The sequence below is a fragment of the Microbispora sp. H11081 genome (assembly GCF_012999535.1).
Taxonomy (GTDB): Bacteria; Actinomycetota; Actinomycetes; order Streptosporangiales; family Streptosporangiaceae; genus Microbispora.
Genome location: NZ_JABBWV010000013.1, coordinates 115,052 through 135,877, shown reverse-complemented (window position 1 = coordinate 135,877; position 20,826 = coordinate 115,052). Strand labels below are relative to the sequence as shown.

At 72.6% G+C, this 20,826-nt stretch carries 16 protein-coding genes and 2 pseudogenes; 10 read left to right on the top strand and 8 right to left on the bottom strand.

Annotated elements, in window-relative coordinates; genetic code table 11:
- The first annotated feature begins 80 nt into the window (after window positions 1-80).
- The 5 genes from HHX31_RS26740 to HHX31_RS26720 all read left to right on the top strand — a co-directional run bounded on the left by HHX31_RS26740 (window position 81) and on the right by HHX31_RS26720 (window position 6,269).
- Window positions 81-1,571 carry an MFS transporter gene (locus tag HHX31_RS26740; RefSeq protein ID WP_169951328.1) on the top strand — a complete coding sequence of 497 codons (1,491 nt, stop codon included), beginning with the start codon at window positions 81-83 and terminating at the stop codon, window positions 1,569-1,571.
- Between the two features lie 300 nt (window positions 1,572-1,871).
- Window positions 1,872-3,098, top strand: coding sequence for an ATP-grasp domain-containing protein (locus HHX31_RS26735; protein ID WP_169951327.1), 1,227 nt, complete (start codon window positions 1,872-1,874; stop codon window positions 3,096-3,098).
- On the top strand, window positions 3,095-4,366 hold the full coding sequence (locus HHX31_RS26730; protein WP_169951325.1) for an MFS transporter: 1,272 nt from the start codon (window positions 3,095-3,097) through the stop codon (window positions 4,364-4,366). The genes HHX31_RS26735 and HHX31_RS26730 overlap by 4 nt, the downstream gene beginning before the upstream one ends.
- Window positions 4,367-4,380: 14 nt before the next feature.
- The gene (locus HHX31_RS33840) at window positions 4,381-5,154 is read left to right on the top strand and encodes a cupin domain-containing protein (protein WP_211590366.1); all 774 of its coding nucleotides are present in this window, start codon (window positions 4,381-4,383) and stop codon (window positions 5,152-5,154) included.
- A gap of 158 nt (window positions 5,155-5,312) precedes the next feature.
- Window positions 5,313-6,269: an aldo/keto reductase gene (locus HHX31_RS26720; RefSeq protein ID WP_169951323.1), complete on the top strand. Its 957-nt coding sequence runs from the start codon at window positions 5,313-5,315 to the stop codon at window positions 6,267-6,269.
- 11 nt (window positions 6,270-6,280) lie between these two features.
- Here the strand turns inward: HHX31_RS26720 and HHX31_RS26715 are convergent, their stop codons facing one another.
- The 3 genes from HHX31_RS26715 to HHX31_RS26705 are packed head-to-tail and all read right to left on the bottom strand — an operon-like array spanning window position 6,281 to window position 9,003.
- Window positions 6,281-6,973, bottom strand: a complete 693-nt coding sequence (locus HHX31_RS26715) for a response regulator transcription factor (RefSeq protein ID WP_169951321.1) — start codon at window positions 6,971-6,973, stop codon at window positions 6,281-6,283.
- Between the two features lie 16 nt (window positions 6,974-6,989).
- Window positions 6,990-8,078 (bottom strand): sensor histidine kinase, encoded by a 1,089-nt coding sequence (locus tag HHX31_RS26710; protein WP_169951319.1) that lies wholly within the window; start codon window positions 8,076-8,078, stop codon window positions 6,990-6,992.
- A 43-nt stretch (window positions 8,079-8,121) separates the two neighbouring features.
- Window positions 8,122-9,003: a UbiA family prenyltransferase gene (locus tag HHX31_RS26705; RefSeq protein WP_169951317.1), complete on the bottom strand. Its 882-nt coding sequence runs from the start codon at window positions 9,001-9,003 to the stop codon at window positions 8,122-8,124.
- A 363-nt stretch (window positions 9,004-9,366) separates the two neighbouring features.
- Between HHX31_RS26705 and leuA the strand changes: the two genes are divergently transcribed.
- From leuA to HHX31_RS26685, 4 genes are all read left to right on the top strand, one after another.
- Window positions 9,367-11,100, top strand: coding sequence for a 2-isopropylmalate synthase (leuA, locus tag HHX31_RS26700; protein ID WP_169951316.1), 1,734 nt, complete (start codon window positions 9,367-9,369; stop codon window positions 11,098-11,100).
- 91 nt (window positions 11,101-11,191) lie between these two features.
- Window positions 11,192-13,999 (top strand): LuxR family transcriptional regulator, encoded by a 2,808-nt coding sequence (locus tag HHX31_RS26695; RefSeq protein WP_169951314.1) that lies wholly within the window; start codon window positions 11,192-11,194, stop codon window positions 13,997-13,999.
- 195 nt (window positions 14,000-14,194) lie between these two features.
- Window positions 14,195-15,595 (top strand): APC family permease, encoded by a 1,401-nt coding sequence (locus HHX31_RS26690; protein ID WP_169951313.1) that lies wholly within the window; start codon window positions 14,195-14,197, stop codon window positions 15,593-15,595.
- A gap of 109 nt (window positions 15,596-15,704) precedes the next feature.
- The gene (locus HHX31_RS26685) at window positions 15,705-16,346 is read left to right on the top strand and encodes a phosphatase PAP2 family protein (RefSeq protein ID WP_311932252.1); all 642 of its coding nucleotides are present in this window, start codon (window positions 15,705-15,707) and stop codon (window positions 16,344-16,346) included.
- On the opposite strand, the gene HHX31_RS26680 is transcribed toward HHX31_RS26685, so the two are convergent.
- The 4 genes and pseudogenes from HHX31_RS26680 to HHX31_RS26670 all read right to left on the bottom strand — a co-directional run bounded on the left by HHX31_RS26680 (window position 16,309) and on the right by HHX31_RS26670 (window position 19,133).
- Window positions 16,309-16,428 (bottom strand): LuxR C-terminal-related transcriptional regulator, encoded by a 120-nt coding sequence (locus HHX31_RS26680; RefSeq protein WP_169951311.1) that lies wholly within the window; start codon window positions 16,426-16,428, stop codon window positions 16,309-16,311. The genes HHX31_RS26685 and HHX31_RS26680 overlap by 38 nt on opposite strands.
- A 14-nt stretch (window positions 16,429-16,442) precedes the next feature.
- Window positions 16,443-17,252, bottom strand: a pseudogene (locus HHX31_RS36040) (tyrosine-type recombinase/integrase); the annotation flags it as partial.
- A gap of 210 nt (window positions 17,253-17,462) precedes the next feature.
- Window positions 17,463-18,725: pseudogene (locus tag HHX31_RS36035) on the bottom strand (RNA polymerase sigma factor); the annotation flags it as partial.
- A gap of 51 nt (window positions 18,726-18,776) precedes the next feature.
- Window positions 18,777-19,133 carry a YciI family protein gene (locus HHX31_RS26670; RefSeq protein WP_169951307.1) on the bottom strand — a complete coding sequence of 119 codons (357 nt, stop codon included), beginning with the start codon at window positions 19,131-19,133 and terminating at the stop codon, window positions 18,777-18,779.
- Window positions 19,134-19,466: 333 nt separating this feature from the next.
- Here HHX31_RS26670 and HHX31_RS26665 point away from each other — a divergent pair, with 333 nt between their 5' ends.
- A complete protein-coding gene (locus HHX31_RS26665) occupies window positions 19,467-20,216 on the top strand; it encodes a DUF998 domain-containing protein (protein ID WP_169951306.1) in 750 nt (249 codons plus the stop codon).
- A gap of 186 nt (window positions 20,217-20,402) precedes the next feature.
- Here HHX31_RS26665 and HHX31_RS26660 read toward each other — a convergent pair whose 3' ends face one another.
- Window positions 20,403-20,693 (bottom strand): hypothetical protein, encoded by a 291-nt coding sequence (locus HHX31_RS26660; protein WP_169951304.1) that lies wholly within the window; start codon window positions 20,691-20,693, stop codon window positions 20,403-20,405.
- Between the last annotated feature and the right edge of the window lie 133 nt (window positions 20,694-20,826).

Genomic DNA, 20,826 nt, shown 5'->3' with positions numbered 1-20,826 from the left:
CACATGAGCGAGCGAATCGAACGACGCGGCGCCCGGCCGCGCGCCCGCGCCACGGCCCCGCGGCGAGCCGGGGAGTGGGCATGAGCACGACGACGGCGGCCCGTCGCGGCCGTGGCTGGATCGAGCACTGGAACCCGGAGGACGAGGAGTTCTGGGAGACCACGGGCCGCCTGGTGGCCAGGCGCAACCTGATCTGGTCGGTCTTCACCGAGCACCTGGGCTTCGCCATCTGGGTGCTGTGGTCCGTGGTGGTGCTGAGCCTGCCCGCGGCGGGGCTGCCGATGAGCGTGTCGGAGTCGTTCTGGCTGGTGTCCGTGCCCAACCTGGTGGGCGCGGCGATCCGCATCCCCTACACGTTCGCGGTGCCGCGCTTCGGCGGCAGGGCGTGGACGGTGGTGTCGGCGCTGCTGCTGCTCGTGCCGACCTCGCTGCTGGCGTTCCTGGTGCCGAGCGGCTGGCTGGCCGCGCAGGACCACGGCACGACGTTCTGGGTGCTGCTCGGCTGCGCCGCCGTGGCGGGCGTCGGCGGCGGCAACTTCTCCTCCTCGATGGCGAACATCTCGTTCTTCTACCCGGAGCGGCGCAAGGGCTTCGCGCTCGGGCTCAACGCGGCCGGCGGCAACCTCGGGGTCGCGGTCGTCCAGCTCCTGGTGCCGCTCGTGGTCGTCGCAGGGGTGCCCGTGGCGGCGTCAGGCACTCAGGTCCATCTCGCGTACGCCGGCCTGATCTGGATGCCGTTCATCGTGGTCGCCGGGCTCGGCGCCTGGTTCTTCATGGACAGCATCGCCGAGGCCAAGGCCGACCCCAGGTCGTACGCCGCGGCGCTGCGGCACGGGCAGACCTGGATCGTGTCGCTGCTCTACATCGGCACGTTCGGCTCGTTCATCGGCTTCTCCTTCGCGCTTCCGCTGGTGATCAGGACGACGTTCCCCGAGTTCCTCGCGCAGCACGCGTTCATCCGCGACTACCTCGCGGGGCTCGGCTTCGTCGGCGCGCTGGTCGGCTCGGTGGCCAGGCCGCTCGGAGGCCGGCTGTCCGACCGGTACGGCGGGGCCCGGGTGACGCTGGCCGTCTTCACCGGCATGGTGCTGGCGACGGTCGTGGCGGCGGCCGGGGTCATCCGCCACGACTTCGGCCTGTTCTTCTCGGCCTACCTGGTCGTCTTCGCGTGCTCCGGGATCGGCAACGGCTCGACGTACCGGATGATCCCGGTGATCTTCGGTGAGCTGGGGCGCAGGGAGGCGGCGACACACGGCCTCGACCCGGCGGAGACCGCCTCTGACTACAAGCGCAAGGCCGCGGCCGTGATCGGCATCGCCGGCGCGATCGGCGCGTTCGGCGGGTTCCTGATCCAGCAGGTGTTCCGCCTGGCGAGCACCGAGGCGGCGAGCGCGATGAAGGGCGTGACCGGCGACGCGGCGGCCAGGGTCGCCCAGGAATACGCGGGCTGGTCGCTGCCCGCCCTGTGGATCTTCGTGGGTTCCTATGTGCTGCTCGCCGGGCTCACGTGGTGGGCCTATCTGCGGCGCGGGCCGAGCCGCGCGCCGAGCTTCGCCTACGCCCGGGTGTGATTTTTCGTAGCACCCCCCGCGTAACGAAAGTTGTAGGCCGTGTGCCCCTTCCGTCATCCGGCCTGGTCATTAGGGTGCGCGGCCGTTGTGGCGGCCCGGAACGCGTGCCAACGTGCGGGTCATAGCAGCCCGCGAACCCAGCCCGTACGGGGACTTGGAGGGATTTCGATGGCACGTCGCATCCGCGTGAGCAAGCCGACCAGGAAGCCCGAGTCGAACTCGCCCGATCTCCGTACGCCGTCCGGCCGCGAGCTGCCCTACTGACCCGTCCGCGGCCACGGAAAGAGAGGAGGATCCCGGATGAGCGACCTCGTCATGGTCATGCCCTACCGGGCGTTCGTCATCAAGGCTCGTGAGGAGGGGCACCGGATCTGCGCCGTCTGGGATCCCACCCTGCAGACGCCGGGCTACCTGGCCGGGATCGCCGAGCTCGCCGACGCCCTGGTGCTCACCGACTTCGCCGACCCCGTGGCGTTCGACCGGGCCGTACGGCAGGCCGTGCGCGACTTCGACGCCGACCTCGTCTACCACATCGGGGCCGAGGAGAGCATGCTCGCCACCTACCGCATCGCGGAGGACCTGGGCAAGGCGGTCAACCCGGCCAGGTCGATCGAACTGCTCAACGACAAGCTCCAGCTGCGCAGGCTGCTCGCCGAGCACGGCGTCTCCCCGGTGCGCTTCGCCCACGCGGCGCGCTGGCAGGACGTGCCGGGACTGCTCGGCGGCTTCGAGCTGCCGGTGGTCGTCAAGCCGACGGAGCTGGCCGGCAGCAGGGGCGTCTACCTGCTGCGCGAGCCGGGCCAGGTCGCGGAGTGGGGCGAGCTGCTCGACTCCTACGGCTACCGCGGCCCGGTCCTGGTGGAGGAGTATCTGCGCGGCCCCGAGTTCAGCGTGGAGTCGCTCAGCGACCACGGCCGCCACCGGATCGTGGGCGTCACCCGCAAGGTGCTCGGCCCGCCGCCGCTGTTCGTCGAGGCGGGGCACGTGCATCCCGCGCAGGCGGGGCCGGCCACGGAGGCGATGGCCGAGCTGACGGTCGAGATGCTGCGGCTGACCGGTTACCAGACGGGCCCGGCGCACACCGAGATCATCTGGACCGCCGCGGGCCCCCGGATCGTCGAGTCGCAGGCGCGGCTCGGCGGCGACCAGATCCCCCGCCTGGTGCACCTCGCCACCGGGCTCGACGTCGAGCGGGCGATCTTCGGGATTCTCGCCGGCAGGCCGCCGGGCGCGGTCGAGCGCCGGGCGGTCGCCCACATCTCCTACTTCAGCCTGACCCCGGGCGAGGTGCGCGCCGTCGCGGGCGTTGAGGAGGCCAGGGCGCTCGACTTCGTGGACATGCTGGAGTTCCCCTTCCGGCCGGGCGACCGGATCCCCGAGACCGTCGACTGGCGCACCCGGCACGGCTTCGTCGTCGTGACGGGGGACACCGAGGAACAGGCCGTCGCGCGGGCGCGGCACGTCCACTCCCTCGTACGCGCCGAGGTGGCCGAGCCGGTGGCGGCCGGGGCGGGCGTGGCGCCGTGAACCTGTCCGCGCTCCATCCGAACCTGCGGGTCCGCATCGCGGTCGGGTTCCTGCAGCGCCTGCTCGACTCGATGGTCATGTCGTTCATGGCCATCTACCTCGCCTTCGAGTACGGCGTGGCGATCGCGGGCGTGCTGGTCGTGACCGTCATGGTGCTCGGCGTGGTGGGCACGCTGGCGGGCGGGCACATGTCCGACACCAGCGGGCGCAGGCGCACGCTGCTGCTCGGCGAGGCGGGCGTCTGCCTGACCTTCGCGCTCATGGCGGTCGCCGACTCGCCCGCCTGGCACAGCCCGGCGATCGTCTACTGCGGCTACCTCGTCAACAAGTTCGCCGCGAGCTTCGCGATGCCGGCGAACGACGCGATGATCCTCGACGTCACGACCCCCGAGAGCCGCAAGCTCGTCTACACGATCAACTACTGGTCGATCAACCTCGCGCTGGCCTTCGGCGCGCTGCTCGGCGGTTTCCTCTACAACGGCCACTTCACGCTGCTGCTCGCCCTGGCCGCCGGGGGCACGGTCGTGATCGCCGCGGCCACGTTCTTCCTGATCGCGGAGACCAGGCCGGAGGAGGAGGCCGGGGCGGCGGCGGAGCCGCGCGGGTCGATCCTGCGGGACTTCGCCTCCGGCTACCGGCTGGTGCTCCAGGATCGCGTCTTCGGCCGGCTGCTGGTCGCCGCCACGCTGTTCATGTCCATCGAGCTGCAGCTGATCAACTACATCGGCGTACGGCTGGCCAGGGACCTGCCGGAGCAGAACCTGCTGGCCATCGGGTCCTGGACGGTCCAGGTGGACGGCGTGGCGATGCTCGGCATCCTCCGCGCGGAGAACACCGTGCTGGTCGTGGCGCTCGCGCTCGTCGCCCACCTGGTGCTGCGCCGGGTGCCCGACAACGTCCGGCTGTACGCGGGGGCGGGGCTGTTCACCGCCGGATACATGGTGCTGGCCGTCAGCGACACCGGCTGGGTCCTGCTCGTGGCCGCGCTGGTGCTCACCGTGGGCGAGCTCATGGACGTGCCGGTCAGGCAGGCGCTGCTCGCCGACATGGTGCCGGCCGCGTCCCGCACCCGCTACATGGCGGTCTACAACCTCAACATCCGGGTGGCCCTGGTCGTCGCGTCGCTGTGCATCACGATCGGGTCGGTCCTCCCGCCGTGGGGCATGGCCGCCCTGTACGGCGTCTTCGGACTGGTGATCATCTGGCAGTACCGCGCCATCCTCACCACCACCCCCGCCGCCGACCGCGCCGAACTCGCGCGGGCGTGACCAGGAGCGCCGCGATGAACCTGACCAGACAAGAGACCGGCACGGTGCTCCGGGCCGCGGAACTGGAGTATCGGAGTCACGGCGACTGCTGGGTGAGCCCGGTGGCGGGCCCGGGCCTGGGGGCGCGGCACGCCACCGTCGACGCGGTCCGCATCCCCGCCGGCCGCCAGTGGTCACCGCCCGGCGCGGCGGAGGCCGAGCAGATCGCGGTCGTCGTCGCGGGCGCGGGCGTCGGCACGGTCGGCTACGAGATCAGCCGGATGCGCGCCGCCTCGGCGCTGTGCTCACCCGTCGGAGGCGCGTACTCGCTGTCGGCCGGGGACCGGGAGATGACCGTCTACATCTGGAGTCGCGCGCCGGAGGGCGGCCCGGACCCGGCCGGCCCGGTCAGGACCGGCCCGGCCAGTACCCGCCCGGCCAGGACCCGGCTCGCCGGGTTCCGCTCGCTGTGGAACGGCGAGACCTGGCTGACCCCGCCCGCCGCGAACGTCCTGTTCCGGCCGGGAGCCGGTCGTGCGGGGCTCTGCCTGCGCTGCGGGATCATGCAGCCGGGAGAGACGCTCGGCGTCCGCCCGCACGAGGAGAGCGAGTCGGTGTACTTCGTCTTCGAGGGTGAGGGGCAGTTCTACCTGCACGACCGGTGGGTGGACCTGGGGCCGGGCGACGGCGTCTTCGCGCCCCCGGGCGTACGGCACGGCGCCCGCAACCCCCACTCGGGCCACCTCGCCAGCCGCTTCGTCGTGTTCGGCGGTTCCGTCGCAGGCATTCCTGAAATATCTGGCCAATGATTTGCCGGATATGTTGCACGAACAGTCGTAGTGGTGGAGAAAATAGGGGTGGAAAATCCGCATCATGCAATCCGCGAGGTATCGGGGCGTCCTCGCGTTTCTCGTACCTCTATTACTTCCAGCGGTGTCCACGTGAATGACGAATCGATAGTGAAACTGTGCAATCTGTCACGGCCACGCCGGTCGCGGGCGGCGTCATGCGGCGCGTGAACCTCGGGGGACAGGGCCTCGTGGCGGCAAGTCTCGGGCTCGGCTGCACCGCGCTGACCGGCGCGTACGGCCCTGCCGACCCGGACGAGGCGATGCGGGTGGTCCGGCGCGCGCTCGACGGCGGCGTGTCCCTGATCGACCTCACCGACGGCGGCGGCGAAGCCGAGCGCCTGGTGGGCAAGGCCGTCGCCCAGCGGCGCGACGAGGCCCTCATCGCGGCCGCTCCCGGTCCCACGCCCAGCGGATGGGTCTCCCGCCCGGAGGACCTCGGCAGGGCCTGTGACGCCTCGCTGGCCCGTCTGGGCGTCGAGCGGATCGACCTGTACGTCGTCGACCCCGGCGTCGGCGACGCGCCGATCGAGGAGACGATGGGGGCCGCCGGGGGGCTTCAGGACGCCGGGAAGATCGCGCACATCGGCGTACGCGGGCTGGACGGGAAGCGGCTGCGGCGCGCGCACGAGGTGCGGCCCGTCGCGGCGGTCGCGGTCGAGTACTCCCTGTGGCGGCGCCGGGCGGAGCGTGAGCTGCTGCCGGTGGCGCGTGAGCTGGGGATGGGCGTCATCGCGGGCAGGCCGCTCGGCCGGGGCTTCCTGACCGGCAGGATCACCTCGCCGATCCAGCTCGGCTCGGCGGACGTGCGCCGCCGCGACCCGCGCTTCTCACCGGAGAGCCTGGAGACCGAGCTGCCGCGGCTGCGCGACGCCCAGCGGGTGGCGGCCGACATGGACGTCGGCATGGGACGGCTGGCCATCGCCTGGCTGCTGGCGCAGGGCGACAACATCGTCCCGGTGCCGAGCACGCGTGACCTGGTCCATCTGGAGATGAACCTCACCGCGACGGGCATCCTGCTGCCGGATCCGGTCCGGGCCCGCCTCTCGGGCACGTTCCCGCTGCTGGACGACTGAGGCCCCGCGGGTCAGGGGAACGACCGCTGGCCCCGCAGGCCGGGGTTCTGCCTGGACCGTGGCGCCGGCTGGTCGCGGCGCGGCGTGATGAGCGAGGCGGCCAGCGCCTTGTTGACCGCGTCGATCCGGGAGACGGCGCCGAGCTTGGTGAAGATGTTGTGCAGGTGCCGCTTGATCGTCGCCTCGGTGAGGGTGAGCCGGGTGGCGATCTGGTAGTTGCTCAGCGCCTGCGCGGCGAGCTCCAGGATCTCCCGCTCCCTGTCGGTCAGCACCACCTGCGACCCGCCCCCCTGCACCTGGGCGAACGAGTCACGCGAGACGGCGAGCACGAGCCGGTCGGGCTCGGCCTTGACGCTCCTGACGGCCGAGACCAGCTCCTGGCGGTGCACGCTCTTGAGCAGGTAGCCGCGGATGCCCGCCGCGAGCAGGCGGCTGAGCAGCTGGGGGCCGTCGTACATGCTGAGGATGATGATGTGGGACTCGGGTGAGATCTCACGCATGCGGGCCACGGTCTGGGTGGCGTCGTCGCCGGGGATCTCGACGTCCAGGAGGACGACGTCGGGCCGCTCCCGCTCGACCAGGGCCACGGCCCCCTGCGAGTCGCCCGCCTCGCCGACGACCTCGAAGTCGTCCTGGGCCTCCAGGATCTCGCGCAGTCCCTCGCGGAACAGCGCGTGGTCGTCGATGACGGCGATAGTGATCATGTGGTCCCCGATCGGGTCATCCGTTGAGCCCTGAGAAGGGCACGTACAGTTCGACGTGCGTGCCGAGGCCCGGCCTGCTCGTGATGGTGGTCGTCCCGCCGATGATCGCGGCGCGTTCCCGCATCGACAACAGGCCCACGCCGTCCGGCCGGCCGGTTCCGTCCGCGAAGCCCAGGCCGTCGTCGTCCACGGACGCGCGCAGCTCGTGCGGGGCGAAGTCGACCCGGATCAGCATCTTGGTGGGGTTCCCGTGGCTGAGCGCGTTCCTGGCCGCCTCACGCAGGATGAGGAAGGACTCGTCGCGTACGGTCGGCGACGCCCATGTCTCGTCCCCGCTGACCCTCAGCCGGATGTCCACCTCTTCCATGTCCACGGTCTCGAGGAAGTACAGCAGGGCCTTCTCCAGGCTGTTCATCGGCTCCTGCGGGTGCAGGTCGCTGGTGACGGCGCGGAGGTTCTGCATGGTCTCCAGGATCGCCTGCTGAGCCGTCTCCACCTTGGCGGTCGCCGTCGCGGGCTTGCTCGCCCGGTGCAGGTCGTACAGTTCGAGCTGCCGGTGGGCGACGCTGAGGCCGTGCCCGAGCCGGTCGTGCAGTTCGCGGGCGATCCGCCGGCGTTCTTCGATCTGGGCCTCGTGGACCTTGTCGAGCAGGAAGCTCGAATAGCTCGCCGAGGACTCCCTGATCCGGGTCGTGATGCTCCGCTCCAGGCCGAGCACGACCAGGGTGAGCAGCCGCATCGACTCGCCGTCGCCGGGCATCCGCTCCAGCAGGCAGGTCACGACCGCCTGGAACCACACCGACGCCGCCCGGAGCGACTCGTCCGGGTGGACCCCGCTCGCCGCCCTGGTCGCGCCCACCTCCCACGCGATGATCTTGTGGGAGTCGGACACCTTGACGCTGCCGGACCGCAGCGTCTCCGCGACGTCGTCGAGGATCTGCTCGGCGTTCGCCAGGGCCTGCCGCAGCGCGGTCGGGTCGCGGCTGATCGGGCTGTCCAGTGCCGCAAGGTTCCGTGCGTACGCGTCCAGAATCTCGGAGCGGTGCGCTTCGAGGAAAGCCTCGAAGTCCGGGACCTGCGGTCCCAGTTTTCCATCTCCCGCCAATGGGCCCTCCGAGAGGAAGCGGACGAGTGCTCTCCATCCTGGACTAAGCCGAACGCCCAGACAATAAGAATTGTGACATCAGCGGGAGAAGAACGGCCAAATGCACAGCGTATTGCGTCGTCATGAACGCCCGGTAGGGCAGGCGGCGGCGCACCCGCGACCCCCGGGAAAGCGGAGTAAGGGTGACGACGGCGAGCAGGGCGGCGCCGGTGAGCATGGCGGCCGGCGCCATGCCCAGAGGCACCCCCAATAGCAGCGAGACCGCGCAGAAAGCGATGGCGACGGCGGCGGCCACGGCCGACAACAGCAGCCTGACCGGCCATTCTCCGTGGCTGACCGCGAACGAGGAGCGCCCGGCGGAGCGGTCGCCCGCGATGTCCGGCAGGTCCTTGGCCGGCGTGCCGACCAGCCCCATCCACAGCGAGGCCGCGAGGGCGAACGCGGGCAGCGCGATCGCCTCACGCCCGCCGGGGCCGGTCCCGCAGGAGGAGTAGCCCGCGCAGTAGGAGAGCAGGCCGGCCACGCCGCCGACCACGACGGTCGCGCTCGACCACCTCTTCAACTGGAAGGGCGGCGCCGAGTAGAGGTAACCGAGCACCAGCACCGCCGTGACCAGCCAGATCGTCACTCCGCCGAGGAGCAGCGCGCCGAGCAGGGCGATCGCGGCCGCGGTCCAGGCGATGATCAGCGCGAGGCCGGCGTCGAGGTCGCCGCGGGCGATCGGCCGGTGTGAACCGTTCACGCGGTCCTCCCGCATGTCCGTCACCCCGTTGAAGAGGTAGACGAAGAAGATCGCGCACTGCCACACCAGGGCGCCCGCCAGGAGGCGGAACGGGTCGGCGGGGGTGAGGCCGGCGTCCAGCCCGGCGCCGGCGGCGAACCTCAGGAAGAAGATGGCGAGAACGGACGGGCGCGCCTCGGTCACGCACATTCCGAGGATTCGGAAAGGCGAAATCGAAATAGCCGGAATCGCTGCTCTGCTGATCGTCATGATCCGGAGTATGTGTCCGTTTCAAGGGGGCGGTAAGGGGGCCGCCCGGGAGGTTGTACCGGATCTACAACTTTCGATACCCCTACCGATCGTCCGGCTGAGACCGACCGCACTCTAGTTGCTTCTCTCTTGCCGTCTGACCTGGGCGCTTGTAGCTTCGGCAACGTACCGGTCAGCGAATCACACCAGATTTTGGCGGCCTTCCGGAAGGAAGTCGGAGCGATTCGCGGACAGCTTCTCGGAAAACGGACGGTCGCGAATTCGGTGGCATCGTCGCCGGTGAGAAAGGAATTCCTCATGAGCAGCTCTCCTTCCCGTTACTCGGCCTTCACCCCCGTCCGCCTGGCGGACCGGCGGTGGCCGGACCGGACGATCGAGGCCGCACCGCGATGGCTGTCCACCGACCTGCGCGACGGCAACCAGTCGCTGGTCAACCCGATGAGCCCGGAGCGCAAGCTCGCGATGTTCGACCTGCTCGTACGGATGGGTTACAAGGAGATCGAGGTCGGGTTCCCGGTGGCGAGCCAGGACGACCACGACTTCCTGCGCCTCCTCATCGAGGAGGACCGGATTCCCGACGACGTGCGGATCTCGGTGCTGGTGCAGGCGCGGGACGAGCTGATCCGGCGGACCGTGGAGAGCCTGGCCGGCGCGCCCCGGGCCAACATCCACCTCTACAACGCGACCGCCCCCCTCTTCCGCCGGGTCGTCTTCGGCATGACCCGCGACGAGTGCAGGGACCTCGCCGTCGAGGGCACCCGGCTGATGATGAAGTACGCCGAGGCGACCCTGGGCGACTGCGACCTCGGGTTCCAGTACTCGCCCGAGCTGTTCAACGAGACCGAGCCCGAGTTCGCGCTGGAGGTCTGCGAGGCGGTCATGGACGTGTGGCAGCCGGAAGAGGGCCGGGAGATCATCCTGAACTTCCCGACCACGGTGGAGCGGTCGCTCCCGCACGTCTTCGCCGACCAGATCGAGTGGCTCGACCGGAACCTGTCCCACCGGGAGCACGTCTGCCTGTCGATCCACCCGCACAACGACCGCGGCACCGGCGTGGCCGCCTCCGAGCTGGCGCTGCTGGCCGGGGCCCAGCGGATCGAGGGCTGCCTGTTCGGCAACGGCGAGCGGGCCGGCAACGTCTGTCTGGTCACGCTCGGCCTGAACATGTACACCCAGGGCATAGACCCCGGCATCGACTTCTCCGACATCACCGAGATCCGCCGGACGGTCGAGTACTGCAACGAGATGCAGGTCGGCCCTCGCCACCCGTACGGCGGCGACCTCGTCTACACCGCCTTCTCCGGCTCCCACCAGGACGCCATCAAGAAGGGGTTCGACGCCCTGGCCGTGGAGGCGGCCGAGGCGGGCACCAGCGTCGACGAGCTGCCGTGGAGCATGCCGTACCTGCCGCTCGACCCCAAGGACGTCGGCCGGACGTACGAGGCGGTGGTGCGCATCAACAGCCAGTCGGGCAAGGGCGGCGTGGCCTACATCCTGAGCGCCTGGCACGGGCTGAACCCGCCGAAGGCCATGCAGGCCGAGTTCGCCCGCGTCGTGCAGGCCCACGCGGACGGCTCGGGCGGGGAGATCACCCCGGCCGTGGTCCGCGACCTGTTCGACGAGGAGTACCTGTCGCGGTCCGAGATCACCGTCCCGCTCGGGCTCGGCGGCCGGCCGCTGCGGACCACGTTGTACGTCGACGGCGCACGCTTCGACGTCGCGGGGTCGCGGGCCGACGCCATCCGCACCCTCGGCGCGCGGCTGGCGGTCTGGAACGTGGACGTGCGGATGGTCCACCGCACCGGCGTCGAGGCCGCCGCCGGCGGCTCGGGGGACCAGGAGGTGGCGGTCTACGCCGAGTGCGAGATCGGCGGGAGGCAGGTCTGGGGGGTGGGCCTCGACCACGACGTGGTCACCGCGTCGTTCGCGGCCGTCCGCTCGGCGCTTGCCCGCTCGGGCGAAACGAGCGCGGAAGGACCGCAGGAGCGGGCGGGCGACGCCCTTTCCCCGCGAATGTCACTCGTCGGCTGAAGGTGGCAAACCTACAGCCTTGACCGGAAGTCATGGCAATTGTGAACTCGGCCGCACGGCCGCAAAGCGAACGGAATTCGGGAGACTCATTATGGCCCTGGTGGAGCGGGAAGAGGTGTTGGCGTCCCTCGAGGACATGCTGGCCGACGCCGTCACCGGCAGAGGAAAGATCGCGATCGTCGGAGGACCCGTCGCGACGGGGAAGACCGCACTGCTCAACACTCTGGTCGAGGACGCGCTGGAGCACGGCGCCCTCCCCCTGACCGCGACCTGCTCGCAGGCGGAGTCGGGACTGGCCCTGGCCGTGCTGTCGCAGATCCTGCACAACGCGCCGCTCACCCCCGATGAGGCGGAGCGCACCCGCGACCTGCTGCACGAGGGCGCCCGCTGCGCCATGTCGGCCGATCCGCTGGCCGACTACGTCGACCAGGTCGACGCCCACATCGTGCACGCGCTGTGCATGGTGCTGCTGGAGCTCTCCGAGCGGCATCCCCTCATGATCGTGGTGGACGACATCCAGCACGCCGACCGGGCCTCGCAGCTCTGCCTGGCCTACCTCGCCCGAAGGCTGCGCTTCGCCCACATCCTGGCGATCTTCAGCCAGTCGGAGGAGTCGTGGAACGCCCCGACGCTGTTCCAGACCGAACTGCTGCGCCAGCCGCACTGCCGCCGGCTGCCGCTGTCGGCCCTGTCCCGCGAGGGCGTCGAGATCATGGCCGCCGACATCGTGGGCGACGACGTCGCCCGGCGGCTGGCCGCCGAGTGGCACGCGGTCGGCGGCGGCAACCCGCTGCTCGTGGGCGCGCTCATCGAGGACCACATCGCCGCCGCCGACGCAGCGGGCGCCGCGCGCGCCCGGGAGGAGAGCGAGCCCGCGGCGGAGCCCGACGAGATCGTCGCAGGCGACGCCTACCGCCAGGCGGTGCAGTCGTGCCTCCACCGCGGCCACCCGCTCGCGGCCCGCGTCGCGCGCGGCCTGTCGGTCTCCGCCGACCCCGGCCATCTCGACCGGCTGCTCGACCTCGACGCGGGCGTCGTCGTCCAGGCGCTCAACGCGCTGCACAACGCCGGGCTGGTCGGCCCCGACCTGCACCTGCGCCACCCCCAGGCGCGCGTCGCCGTGCTCGCCGACATCGACAGGGCCGAGCGGACGGACCTGCACCGCAGGGCCGCCGAACTGGCGTACGGCCAGGGCGCCCCTGCCGCCGTGATCGCCGAGCACCTGCTGGCCGCGTCGCACAACGGGGGCGCGTGGGCCGTGCCGATCCTGGAGGAGGCGGCCAGGCAGGCGCTCAGCGAGGGACGGGTCGAGCCCGCCGTCGACTACCTGCGGCTGGCCGACGGCGCGTGCACCGACGACCAGCGCAGGGCCACCATCAAGACGACGCTGGTGCGCGCGGAGTGGCGGCTCAACCCGAGCGCCCCGGCGGCCCACCTCGACGAGCTCACCGACGCCATGCACCGCGGCCATCTGCGCGGCTCCGACGCGGTCGTGCTGGCCAAGGCGCTGCTGTGGCACGGCCGCTTCGACGACGCCCGCGACGTGCTCGACCACCTGGGCAGGATCGGCACGATCATGGACGCGGAGACCGTGGCGGAGATCCGCGCCGTCCGGCCGTGGCTGCGCTGCTCCTACACGCCGTTCCTGGCGCACATCCCGAGGGTCACCAACGTGAGCACGCAGGCCCCGCCGTCCGCGCCGGTCATCGGCCGGCTGGAGGCCGCCACTGCGCTCTCGGCGGTGCTGACCAAGGGCCCGCACCCGCAGACGCTGGCCGACGTGGAACGCATCCTGCGCGGCTCCCGCCTGGACGACATGTCGATGGACGCCGTGGAGTGCGCCCTGCTCGCGCTGATCTACGGGGAGCGGCCCGACCTGGCGGCTCCCTGGTGCGACCTGTTCTTCGACGAGGCCGCCAGCCGCAGGGCCCCGAGCAGGCAGGCCCGTCTCGCGGCGCTGCGCGCCGAGATCAGCCTGCGGCAGGGCGACCTGGAGGGCGCCGAGGGCCTCGCGCAGATGGCCGTACGGCTCATCCCGCCGACGAGCTGGGGGGTCGCGATCGGCGGCCCGCTGTCGGTGCTGCTCACCGCGGTGACCGCGATGGGCCGGATCGACGAGGCGGTGCAACTGGTCAACCAGCCCGTGCCGGAATCCATGCTCCAGACCAGGTACGGCCTGCACTACCTGAACGCGCGGGGCCACTACCACCTGGCGACGGGCGACCTCGGCATGGCCCTGCGCGACTTCCAGACCTGTGGCGAGCTGATGGGCTCCTGGAGCCTCGACACACCCGGGCTGATCTCGTGGCGTACGGGCGCGGCCGAGGCGCTGATCGGCATGGGCCGCCCGGAGCGGGCCAGGCCGCTGCTGGACGAGCACGTCGCCCGCTGCGCCCCCGGCCCGGTCCGCGCCCGGGGGGCCGGGCTGCGGCTGACCGCCGCCGCGAGCGAGCCCCGGCAGCGTCCCCCGCTGCTGCGCCGCGCCGCCGACATGCTCCAGGCGAGCGGCGACCAGTACGAGCTGGCCCGGGCACTGGCCGACCTGGCCGACGCCTACCAGGCGGTGGGCGAGCTGCGCCGGGCCCGCACGGTAGCCAGGCAGGCGCAGCGCATCGCCGAGGAGTGCGAGGCCGTCCCGCTGGTCAACGCGCTCACCCAAGGCGGTCCCGGGCAGCCGCCGGAGCCGCCCAGGGCCGAGAGCGGCGCGGGGGCGCTGAGCGAGGCCGAGCGCCGCGTGGCCTCGCTGGCCGCCGTCGGCTACACCAACCGCGAGATCGCCGACAAGCTGTACATCACGGTCAGCACGGTCGAGCAGCACCTGACCAGGATCTACCGCAAGCTCAACGTCACCCGGCGGTCCGACCTGCCGGCCAGCCTCGAGTTCAGCACCTCCGGCTGAGACGGGCGCGGCGACCCACGGCCGGCCGGTGGACCCCGGCCGGCCTGTGGGCGTCCGGCGGGCGCGCGTCCAGGCCGCCCGCCGCCGGCCCCGTTCCCCGTGCTTAACGGCCGGCCCCATCCGGCCGGCCGTCGCCCTGACCGGCCACGAACCCCCGTGACCGGTCACGATCCCCCAAGTGGAAGGTGCACGCGAATGGCTCCGACGAGCGTCACATCCGGCGTCACCCCTGCCGCCCCACCGGCCGTCGCATCGGGCCCCGCCCCTGGTTCCGCCGGTGGTCCCGCCCCCGGCCCCGCGCCCGGTCCCGCCCCGGGGGGCCGCCTCACGGCGGTGCAGGGCACCGCCATGTACGTGGGCGCGGTGCTCGGCACCGGCGTCATCGCCCTGCCCGCGCTCGCCGCCCAGGCGGCCGGGCCGGCGTCACTGCTGGCCTGGCTCGGCCTGGTCGTGCTGTCCGCCCCGCTGGCCGCGGCGTTCGCCGCGCTCGGCGCCCGCCACCCCGACTCCGGGGGCGTGTCGACCTACGCCCGCCTCGCCTTCGGGGACCGGGCGGCCGTCGTCGTCGGCTGGTGCTTCTACTTCGCGATACCGCCGAGCGCCGCCGCCGCCGCGCTGTTCGGCGCGGAGTACGTCGCGGCGGCCGTGGGCGGCGGAACCGGCACCGCGACGCTGACGGCGGCGGGGCTGATGCTGATCGTCACCGTGTCGAACGCCTCCGGCCTCCGGGTGAGCGGCCGCGTCCAGCTCGGACTGGCCGCGCTGCTCGTCGCGTTGCTCGTCGTCGCCGTCGCGCTGTCGCTCCCGCACGCCGATCTGGCCAACCTCAAGCCGTTCGCCCCGCACGGCTGGGCGGCCATCGCCCCCGCCGCCGCGCTGCTGGTGTGGAGCTTCGCCGGCTGGGAGGCGATCACGCACCTCGCCGCCGACTTCCGCCGGCCCGCCAGGGACCTGCCCAGGGCCGCGGGGGCCGCCGTCGTACTGGTCGGCGTGCTGTATCTGGCGGTCGCCTTCGCCACCGTCGCCGTGCTCGGGACGGCCGCGGGGTCGGCGCGGGCGCCCCTCGGCGACCTGCTGGCGCTCGGCCTCGGCGGCAACGCCCGCTTGCTCGCCGCAGTGGCGGCGCTGCTGCTGACGCTCGGCGCGATGAACGCGTACTGGGCCGGGGCGGCGAAGCTCGGCGCGGCACTCGGCCGCGACGGGGCCCTGCCTCCGTGGCTCTCGCGGGGCAGCGTCGCGGGGGAGGTGCCCCGGCGCAGCCTCGGAGTGGTCGCCGTGCTGTCCTTCGTGTCGCTCGCCGTCGTGTACGCCGCGGGGACGGGCATCCGTCCGCTGGTGCTGATGACCAACGGGTCGTTCGTGGTGGTCTACGCGATCGGCGTGGCGGCCGCCATCCGGCTGCTGCCGCGCGGCCGGGCCAGGGCCGCCGCCCTGCTCGCGCTCGTGGCGGTCGTCCTGCTGGTCGCCGCGTCGGGGGTCTACCTCGTCTGGCCGCTGCTGGTCGGCGGCGCCGCCCTCGTGTACGCGCGGTTCACCCGGAGGAAGGCGGCCGTCAGGGCCGGGACGAAGAAGGAGACCCCCGCGGCGCCACATTGACGAAAGTCAATGGGCGTCGGCGACTTTCCGCGAATGCCCGCGCCCACCGTCCGGCCCATAGGGTCTTAGGGCCGGACGGACCGGCGTAACACGGCACGGAGGGGAACCGGTGGGCACCGAGATCGAGGACGTCCCGGAGATCAGCGTCGAGTGGTACCGGGAGGTCACCGCCTTCGCAGGACACACCCCGGAGTGGGTGCGCCAGGCGGCGGAGGTCGGCACGGACGCCATCCTCGTGCTCCTCTTCGCTTTCCTTGTCTTCGGCTGGTGGCGGGCGCGGCGGGAGGACGACCGCCGGATGGCGCTAGCGCTGCTCGCGCCGGTCGCGGTGGTCGCGGCGTACGTCACGAGCGAGGGCGTGAAGATCCTGCTGCAGCAGCGGCGCCCCTGCTGGGACCTGACCGGGGTGGCCACGGTGGCGTCCTGCCCGCCGTACGGCGACTGGTCGCTGCCGAGCAACCACGCGACGTTCGCCGCGGCGGCCGCGGCGGCGCTGGTCGCGCTGTGGCGCGGCGCGAGGATCGTGGCGCCCGCGCTCGCGGTGCTGGCGGCGTTCTCGCGGGTCTTCGTCGGCGTCCACTATCCCCACGACGTGGTGGCCGGGCTGCTGCTCGGCGCGGTGGTGGCGTCGGCGTTCCTGCTGGCCCTGCGGGGCCCGGCGACCACACTGATCTCCTCGATGCGGCGCCGGCCGGTGCTGACGACGGTGCTGACTACCGACCGCCAGCCAGCCCCGCCTCGTGGGCGATGACCGCCGCCCGCACCCGGTTGGGCACCCCGAGCTTGGCCATGATCGTGCTCACGTAGGTCTTCACACTGCCCTCGGCGAGCATGCGCCGCTCCCCGCTCAGGCAACGGTATCCGCAGGTCGCGGGACCCTGACGAACCCGTGCAGGGTCCGGGCGTCGGCATGGCCGGAAAGGGACATCAGCATCGGCGCCGACCAGCCGTCCTCACCGAGATGGGCCAGGCGCGAGTGGCGCAGGCGGTGGAGCGTGTAGCCGCCGCCCTCCGGGTCGAGGTCCGCGGTGGCCCGTTTGAACAGATACTCCGCCCGTTCGTACGACAGGCGGCCCCGGCCCGTGTGCGGGCACAGGTCGGCCGCCGCCGGCATGCGGCCGGGCCCAGGTCTGCGGTCGGCGAGGAACAGCGGACCCCGGCGACGGTCCCCGACGAGGAGGGGCAGGAGCGCGGCCGTGCCCGACTGCCAGCGCAGCCAGTGCCCCCTGGCCCTCACCTCGCCCCGCATGCCCGGCAGGTCGAGGTCCTCCACGTCGAGCGAGAGCGCCCATTCGGCCGGGGACGCGCTCTCGTACAGCAACAGCCACAGCGTGCGCTCGCGCAGCGCGATCCCCGGCCGCTCCCACAGCAGCCTCAGCCGCGACCGGTCGATCGGGCGGGTGCGGGAACGCGGTTCCGGCCGCCGGTCGAGCGGCGCGGCGAGGCCGGGGGCCGTCCAGCCGCGCTCGGCCGCCCACGAGGCGAACGACCGCAGCGCCGCCCGGTGCCGGTTCCAGGTCGCGCCCGCCGCCGTGCCCCAGGCGGCGGCGAAGACCTCGGCGACCCGGTGGGCGGCCACGTCCCGCAGCGGGACGTCCGCGCCGAGATGGCGGCACAGCCGCGACAGGGTCTGGTCGTAGGAGCGGACGGTGCCTGCGCTCAGGCCGGCCCGGGTGAGGAAGAGCCGCACGGCCTCGCCGAGCGTGACGCCCGCGTCCGCCGCCCCTCCTCCTCCAGCCCGCCCGCCCTGCGCGGCCGTCCTTGGCGTGACGCGCTCCCCGGACTCCGCTCGCCCGGCGGCCGGTGGCGGCTCGGCAGAGGGTTCGGGGAGTCGCGTGGCCCGCGCGGGCTCGGCCGCCTGCCCCGCGCAGGCCGCGGCGCGGCGCAGCAGAACGGCCCGTTCCGCGGCGTTGCGGGTGAGGGACGCCGCGCGTTCGAACTCGGCGCGGGCCTCGCCGTGCCGCCCGAGCCTGGCCAGCAGGTCCCCGCGTACGGCGGGCAGCAGGTGATACCCCTTCAGCGCCGGTTCCCCGGTCAGCGTCTCCACCAGCGCGAGACCGGCGCGCGGCCCGTCGGCCATGGCGAGCGCGACCGCCCGGTTGAGCTGGACGACGGGCGTGGGCAGCACCGTCGCGAGGGCCTCGTAGAGCGCCGCGATCCGCGTCCAGTCGGTCTCCTCCGGCGTGGCGGCCCCCGCGTGGCAGGCCGCGATGGCCGCCTGCAGCACGTATGGGCCGAGAGGGCCGCCGGCCTGCCGGGCCCGCAGCAGCGCCGCGAAGCCGCGCCGGATGAGCAGCGGGTCCCAGCGTCCCCGGTTCTGCTCGTGCAGCACGATCGGCTCCCCGGCGGGGCCGGTGCGCGCGGCCGACCGCGACTGCTGCAACTCCATCAGCGCCACCAGGCCGTGCACCTCGGCCTCGTCCGGGGTCAGGTCGGCCAGGACGCGGCCAAGGCGCAGCGCCTCCAGGCACAGCGATGGCCGCATCAGGTCGTCGCCCGCCGTGGCGGAGTATCCCTCGTTGAACACGAGGTAGATCACTTCGAGCACCGACGACAGCCGGGCCGCACGGTCGGGCCCCACCGGCACCTCGAAGGGGACGCGCGCGTCCGCGAGCGCCCGCTTGGCCCGTACGATCCGCTGGGCGACGGCGCTTTCGGAGACGAGAAAGGCCCGCGCGATCTCGTCCGTCCGCAGGCCGCCGATCAGCCGCAGCGTGAGCGCCACCCGGGCCTCGGTGGACAGCACCGGGTGACAGGAGACGAACATCAGGCGGAGGACGTCGTCGCCCACCTCCCCGTCGAGGGCGCCGAGCACGTCGTCCACGTCCCGGTCGCCGTCGTCGCCGCGGGTGACGAGATCGTGGGCGAGCCGCTCCCGCCCGCGGTCGCGCCGCTCCTCACGGCGCAGGTGGTCGACGGCGCGCCGTTTGGCGATGGCCATGAGCCAGGCGCCCGGGTTGTCCGGGACGCCCGACTCGGGCCACTGTTCCAGCGCGGCGAGCACCGCGTCCTGCGCCAGTTCCTCCGCCAGGCCAACGTCGCCGACCATCCGGACGAGGCCGGCCACTATCCGCGCGGACTCCATCTTCCAGACCGCGTCCACGACGCGATGGGCGTCCAGGGACGTCATCGGTCGATGACAGCAGCGGACCGTCCGGCGCGCAACCCGTTGGCGGGCTGGTCAGCGGGGGCCAGGGCCGTCCTGGGGGCCGTCCTCGGGGCCGAACACCTGCTGGATCGTGCCCTCGCCGTCGCCCACGATCCGCCAGAAGCGGCGGGCCAGTTCCACGGCCTCCTCGCGGGACCGCGCCTCGATCAGGGCGAAGCTGACGATCGCCTCCTTGGCCTCGGTGAAGGGGCCGTCGGTCACGCTGATCTCACCGGCGGAGGAGACCATCCGCAGGCCGCCCGGCTCCAGCCCGCCGGTGGCCAGCAGCACGCCGGCCTTGGTCATCTCCTCGATGAAGGCGCCCATCTCGGCGATCACCGCCGCGTCCGGGTTCGGGTCGGTGCCCTTGGTGGTCATCAGAAACCGCATCGGTCGTTCTCCTTCTTCCTGATCCTCTGGCCGGCGGGGCCGGTGGCCGGTTCCCGCCGTCACCTACACGTCGTACGGGCGGGGCCGTGATCGACCGGCTCCCATCCTGACGCGTGTGACCAGGGCTTCTGTCGTAATGTGACAGGGAATGCGCATGTGACAGGGAATGCGCACGGTCCGCTCGCGCCGCAGGTGGGCGAGGACGAGCGGGGCCCGACGGCACCGGTGGTCGAGGCGCGCGGGGCCTGTTCGACGCGTAAGCGAGGCCGGACGCAGCGCCGGCCGGCACCCCAGAGCCGGGACGAGACCCGGACACCGAAGAAGGGAACGGCCATGACCACCTCGCAGCCCGTGACACCGTCCGCCGCGCAGTCCGCCGCGCAGTCCGCTGGGCACCCCGCAGGGCGGTCCGTGACACCGTCCGCAGCGCACCCCACCCCGGTCTCGGCGAGTTCGACGCGTGCGCTGCTCACCTGCGCCATGCTCGCCACGCCCGTCTTCGGGATCGTCTCGCTGGCCCAGGCGTTCACCCGGGAGGGGTTCGACCTGCTCCGTCACCCGGTGAGCATGCTGAGCACCGGTGACCTCGGCTGGGTCCAGATCGGCAACTTCTGGATCACCGCCGTCCTGACGGTCGCAGGCGCGATCGGACTGCGCAGGGCCATGCGAGGCGCCCCCGGAGGGACCTGGGCGCCACGGCTGCTGCTCGCCGTGGGCGCGGGACTCGCGGCGGCCGGGGTCTTCGGCATGGACCCGGGAGACGGCTTCCCCGCGGGCACCCCGCTCGGGGCCCCGGCCGGGATGAGCTGGCACGCGATGCTGCACATGGTGGCGGGCTCGGTGGCCTTCACCGCGCTCATCGCGGCCTGCTTCGTTCTCGGCCGCCACTTCGCCCGCGCGAAGCGGGGCGGGCACGCCGTCGCCTCTCGCGTCGCCGGTCTGGCGCTGCTGTTCGGCAACGCCTGGGCCATGTCCGGCGGCAGGGCGGGCTCCCTCACCCTCTGCGTCGGCGTGCTCGTCGCCATGGCCTGGGTCTCGGTGGCCGCCGCGGTCAAGCGCGCCGACCTCGCCCAGGGACGCTGACCCCCTCGGCGAGGAAGCCGCCCGAGCCCGCCCAGGCGGTGTCCCGAGGGCAGGGGTTGTCCACAGCCTGTAGACAGTCGCCGCGGCGGGCAGGACGCGGTGGACAGGCCCTGCGGCAGGACGGCCACGCGGCGGGCCGGCCGCCCCGGTCCCGGCGGCAGGAGAGCACCTGCCGGCCGCGCGGCCCTACCGGTCGTCCTTCGGCGTCTGGGCGAGCACCTGGTCGGCGGTCGCGGTCACCACCGCCGCGGCCGCCGAGATGTCCCTGACGTGCTCGGCGGGAAGGGCACGGAGCACCTTCTCCAGCCCTTCGAGGTCCGCCTGGTAGGCGGCCGCCATCGCCGCCTGGGCCTTGGAGGTGCGCGCCGCCTGCTCCATCGCCTTGCCGAGGGTCCGGCCGGCGCGCTCGACGGCCCTGGCCGCCTCGATCGCCGCTTTCTCAAGGTTCCTCGCCCACTCGGGCGGCTGGTCGTTCATCGATGTCCTCTGTGTGAGGGTGGGTCCCGCGGGCATGAGCCGCCCACGAAGAGTGGCGGATCAGGCCCTTAATGCCCGCCCTGCGGGCTCTACACCCCGTGAAGCCCAAGCTCTCGAAATCTCCCGCACCCGG

What these genes read in the sequence shown, in the direction of transcription:
- HHX31_RS26740 (WP_169951328.1), top strand. Translation starts at nt 81, where the DNA reads ATGAGCACGACGACGGCGGCCCGTCGCGGCCGTGGCTGGATCGAGCAC.
- HHX31_RS26735 (WP_169951327.1), top strand. Translation starts at nt 1,872, where the DNA reads ATGAGCGACCTCGTCATGGTCATGCCCTACCGGGCGTTCGTCATCAAG.
- HHX31_RS33840 (WP_211590366.1), top strand. Translation starts at nt 4,381, where the DNA reads ATGAACCTGACCAGACAAGAGACCGGCACGGTGCTCCGGGCCGCGGAA.
- HHX31_RS26715 (WP_169951321.1), bottom strand. Translation starts at nt 6,973, where the DNA reads ATGATCACTATCGCCGTCATCGACGACCACGCGCTGTTCCGCGAGGGA.
- leuA (WP_169951316.1), top strand. Translation starts at nt 9,367, where the DNA reads ATGAGCAGCTCTCCTTCCCGTTACTCGGCCTTCACCCCCGTCCGCCTG.
- HHX31_RS26695 (WP_169951314.1), top strand. Translation starts at nt 11,192, where the DNA reads ATGGCCCTGGTGGAGCGGGAAGAGGTGTTGGCGTCCCTCGAGGACATG.
- HHX31_RS26690 (WP_169951313.1), top strand. Translation starts at nt 14,195, where the DNA reads ATGGCTCCGACGAGCGTCACATCCGGCGTCACCCCTGCCGCCCCACCG.
- HHX31_RS26680 (WP_169951311.1), bottom strand. Translation starts at nt 16,428, where the DNA reads ATGCTCGCCGAGGGCAGTGTGAAGACCTACGTGAGCACGATCATGGCC.
- HHX31_RS26670 (WP_169951307.1), bottom strand. Translation starts at nt 19,133, where the DNA reads ATGCGGTTTCTGATGACCACCAAGGGCACCGACCCGAACCCGGACGCG.
- HHX31_RS26665 (WP_169951306.1), top strand. Translation starts at nt 19,467, where the DNA reads ATGACCACCTCGCAGCCCGTGACACCGTCCGCCGCGCAGTCCGCCGCG.
- HHX31_RS26660 (WP_169951304.1), bottom strand. Translation starts at nt 20,693, where the DNA reads ATGAACGACCAGCCGCCCGAGTGGGCGAGGAACCTTGAGAAAGCGGCG.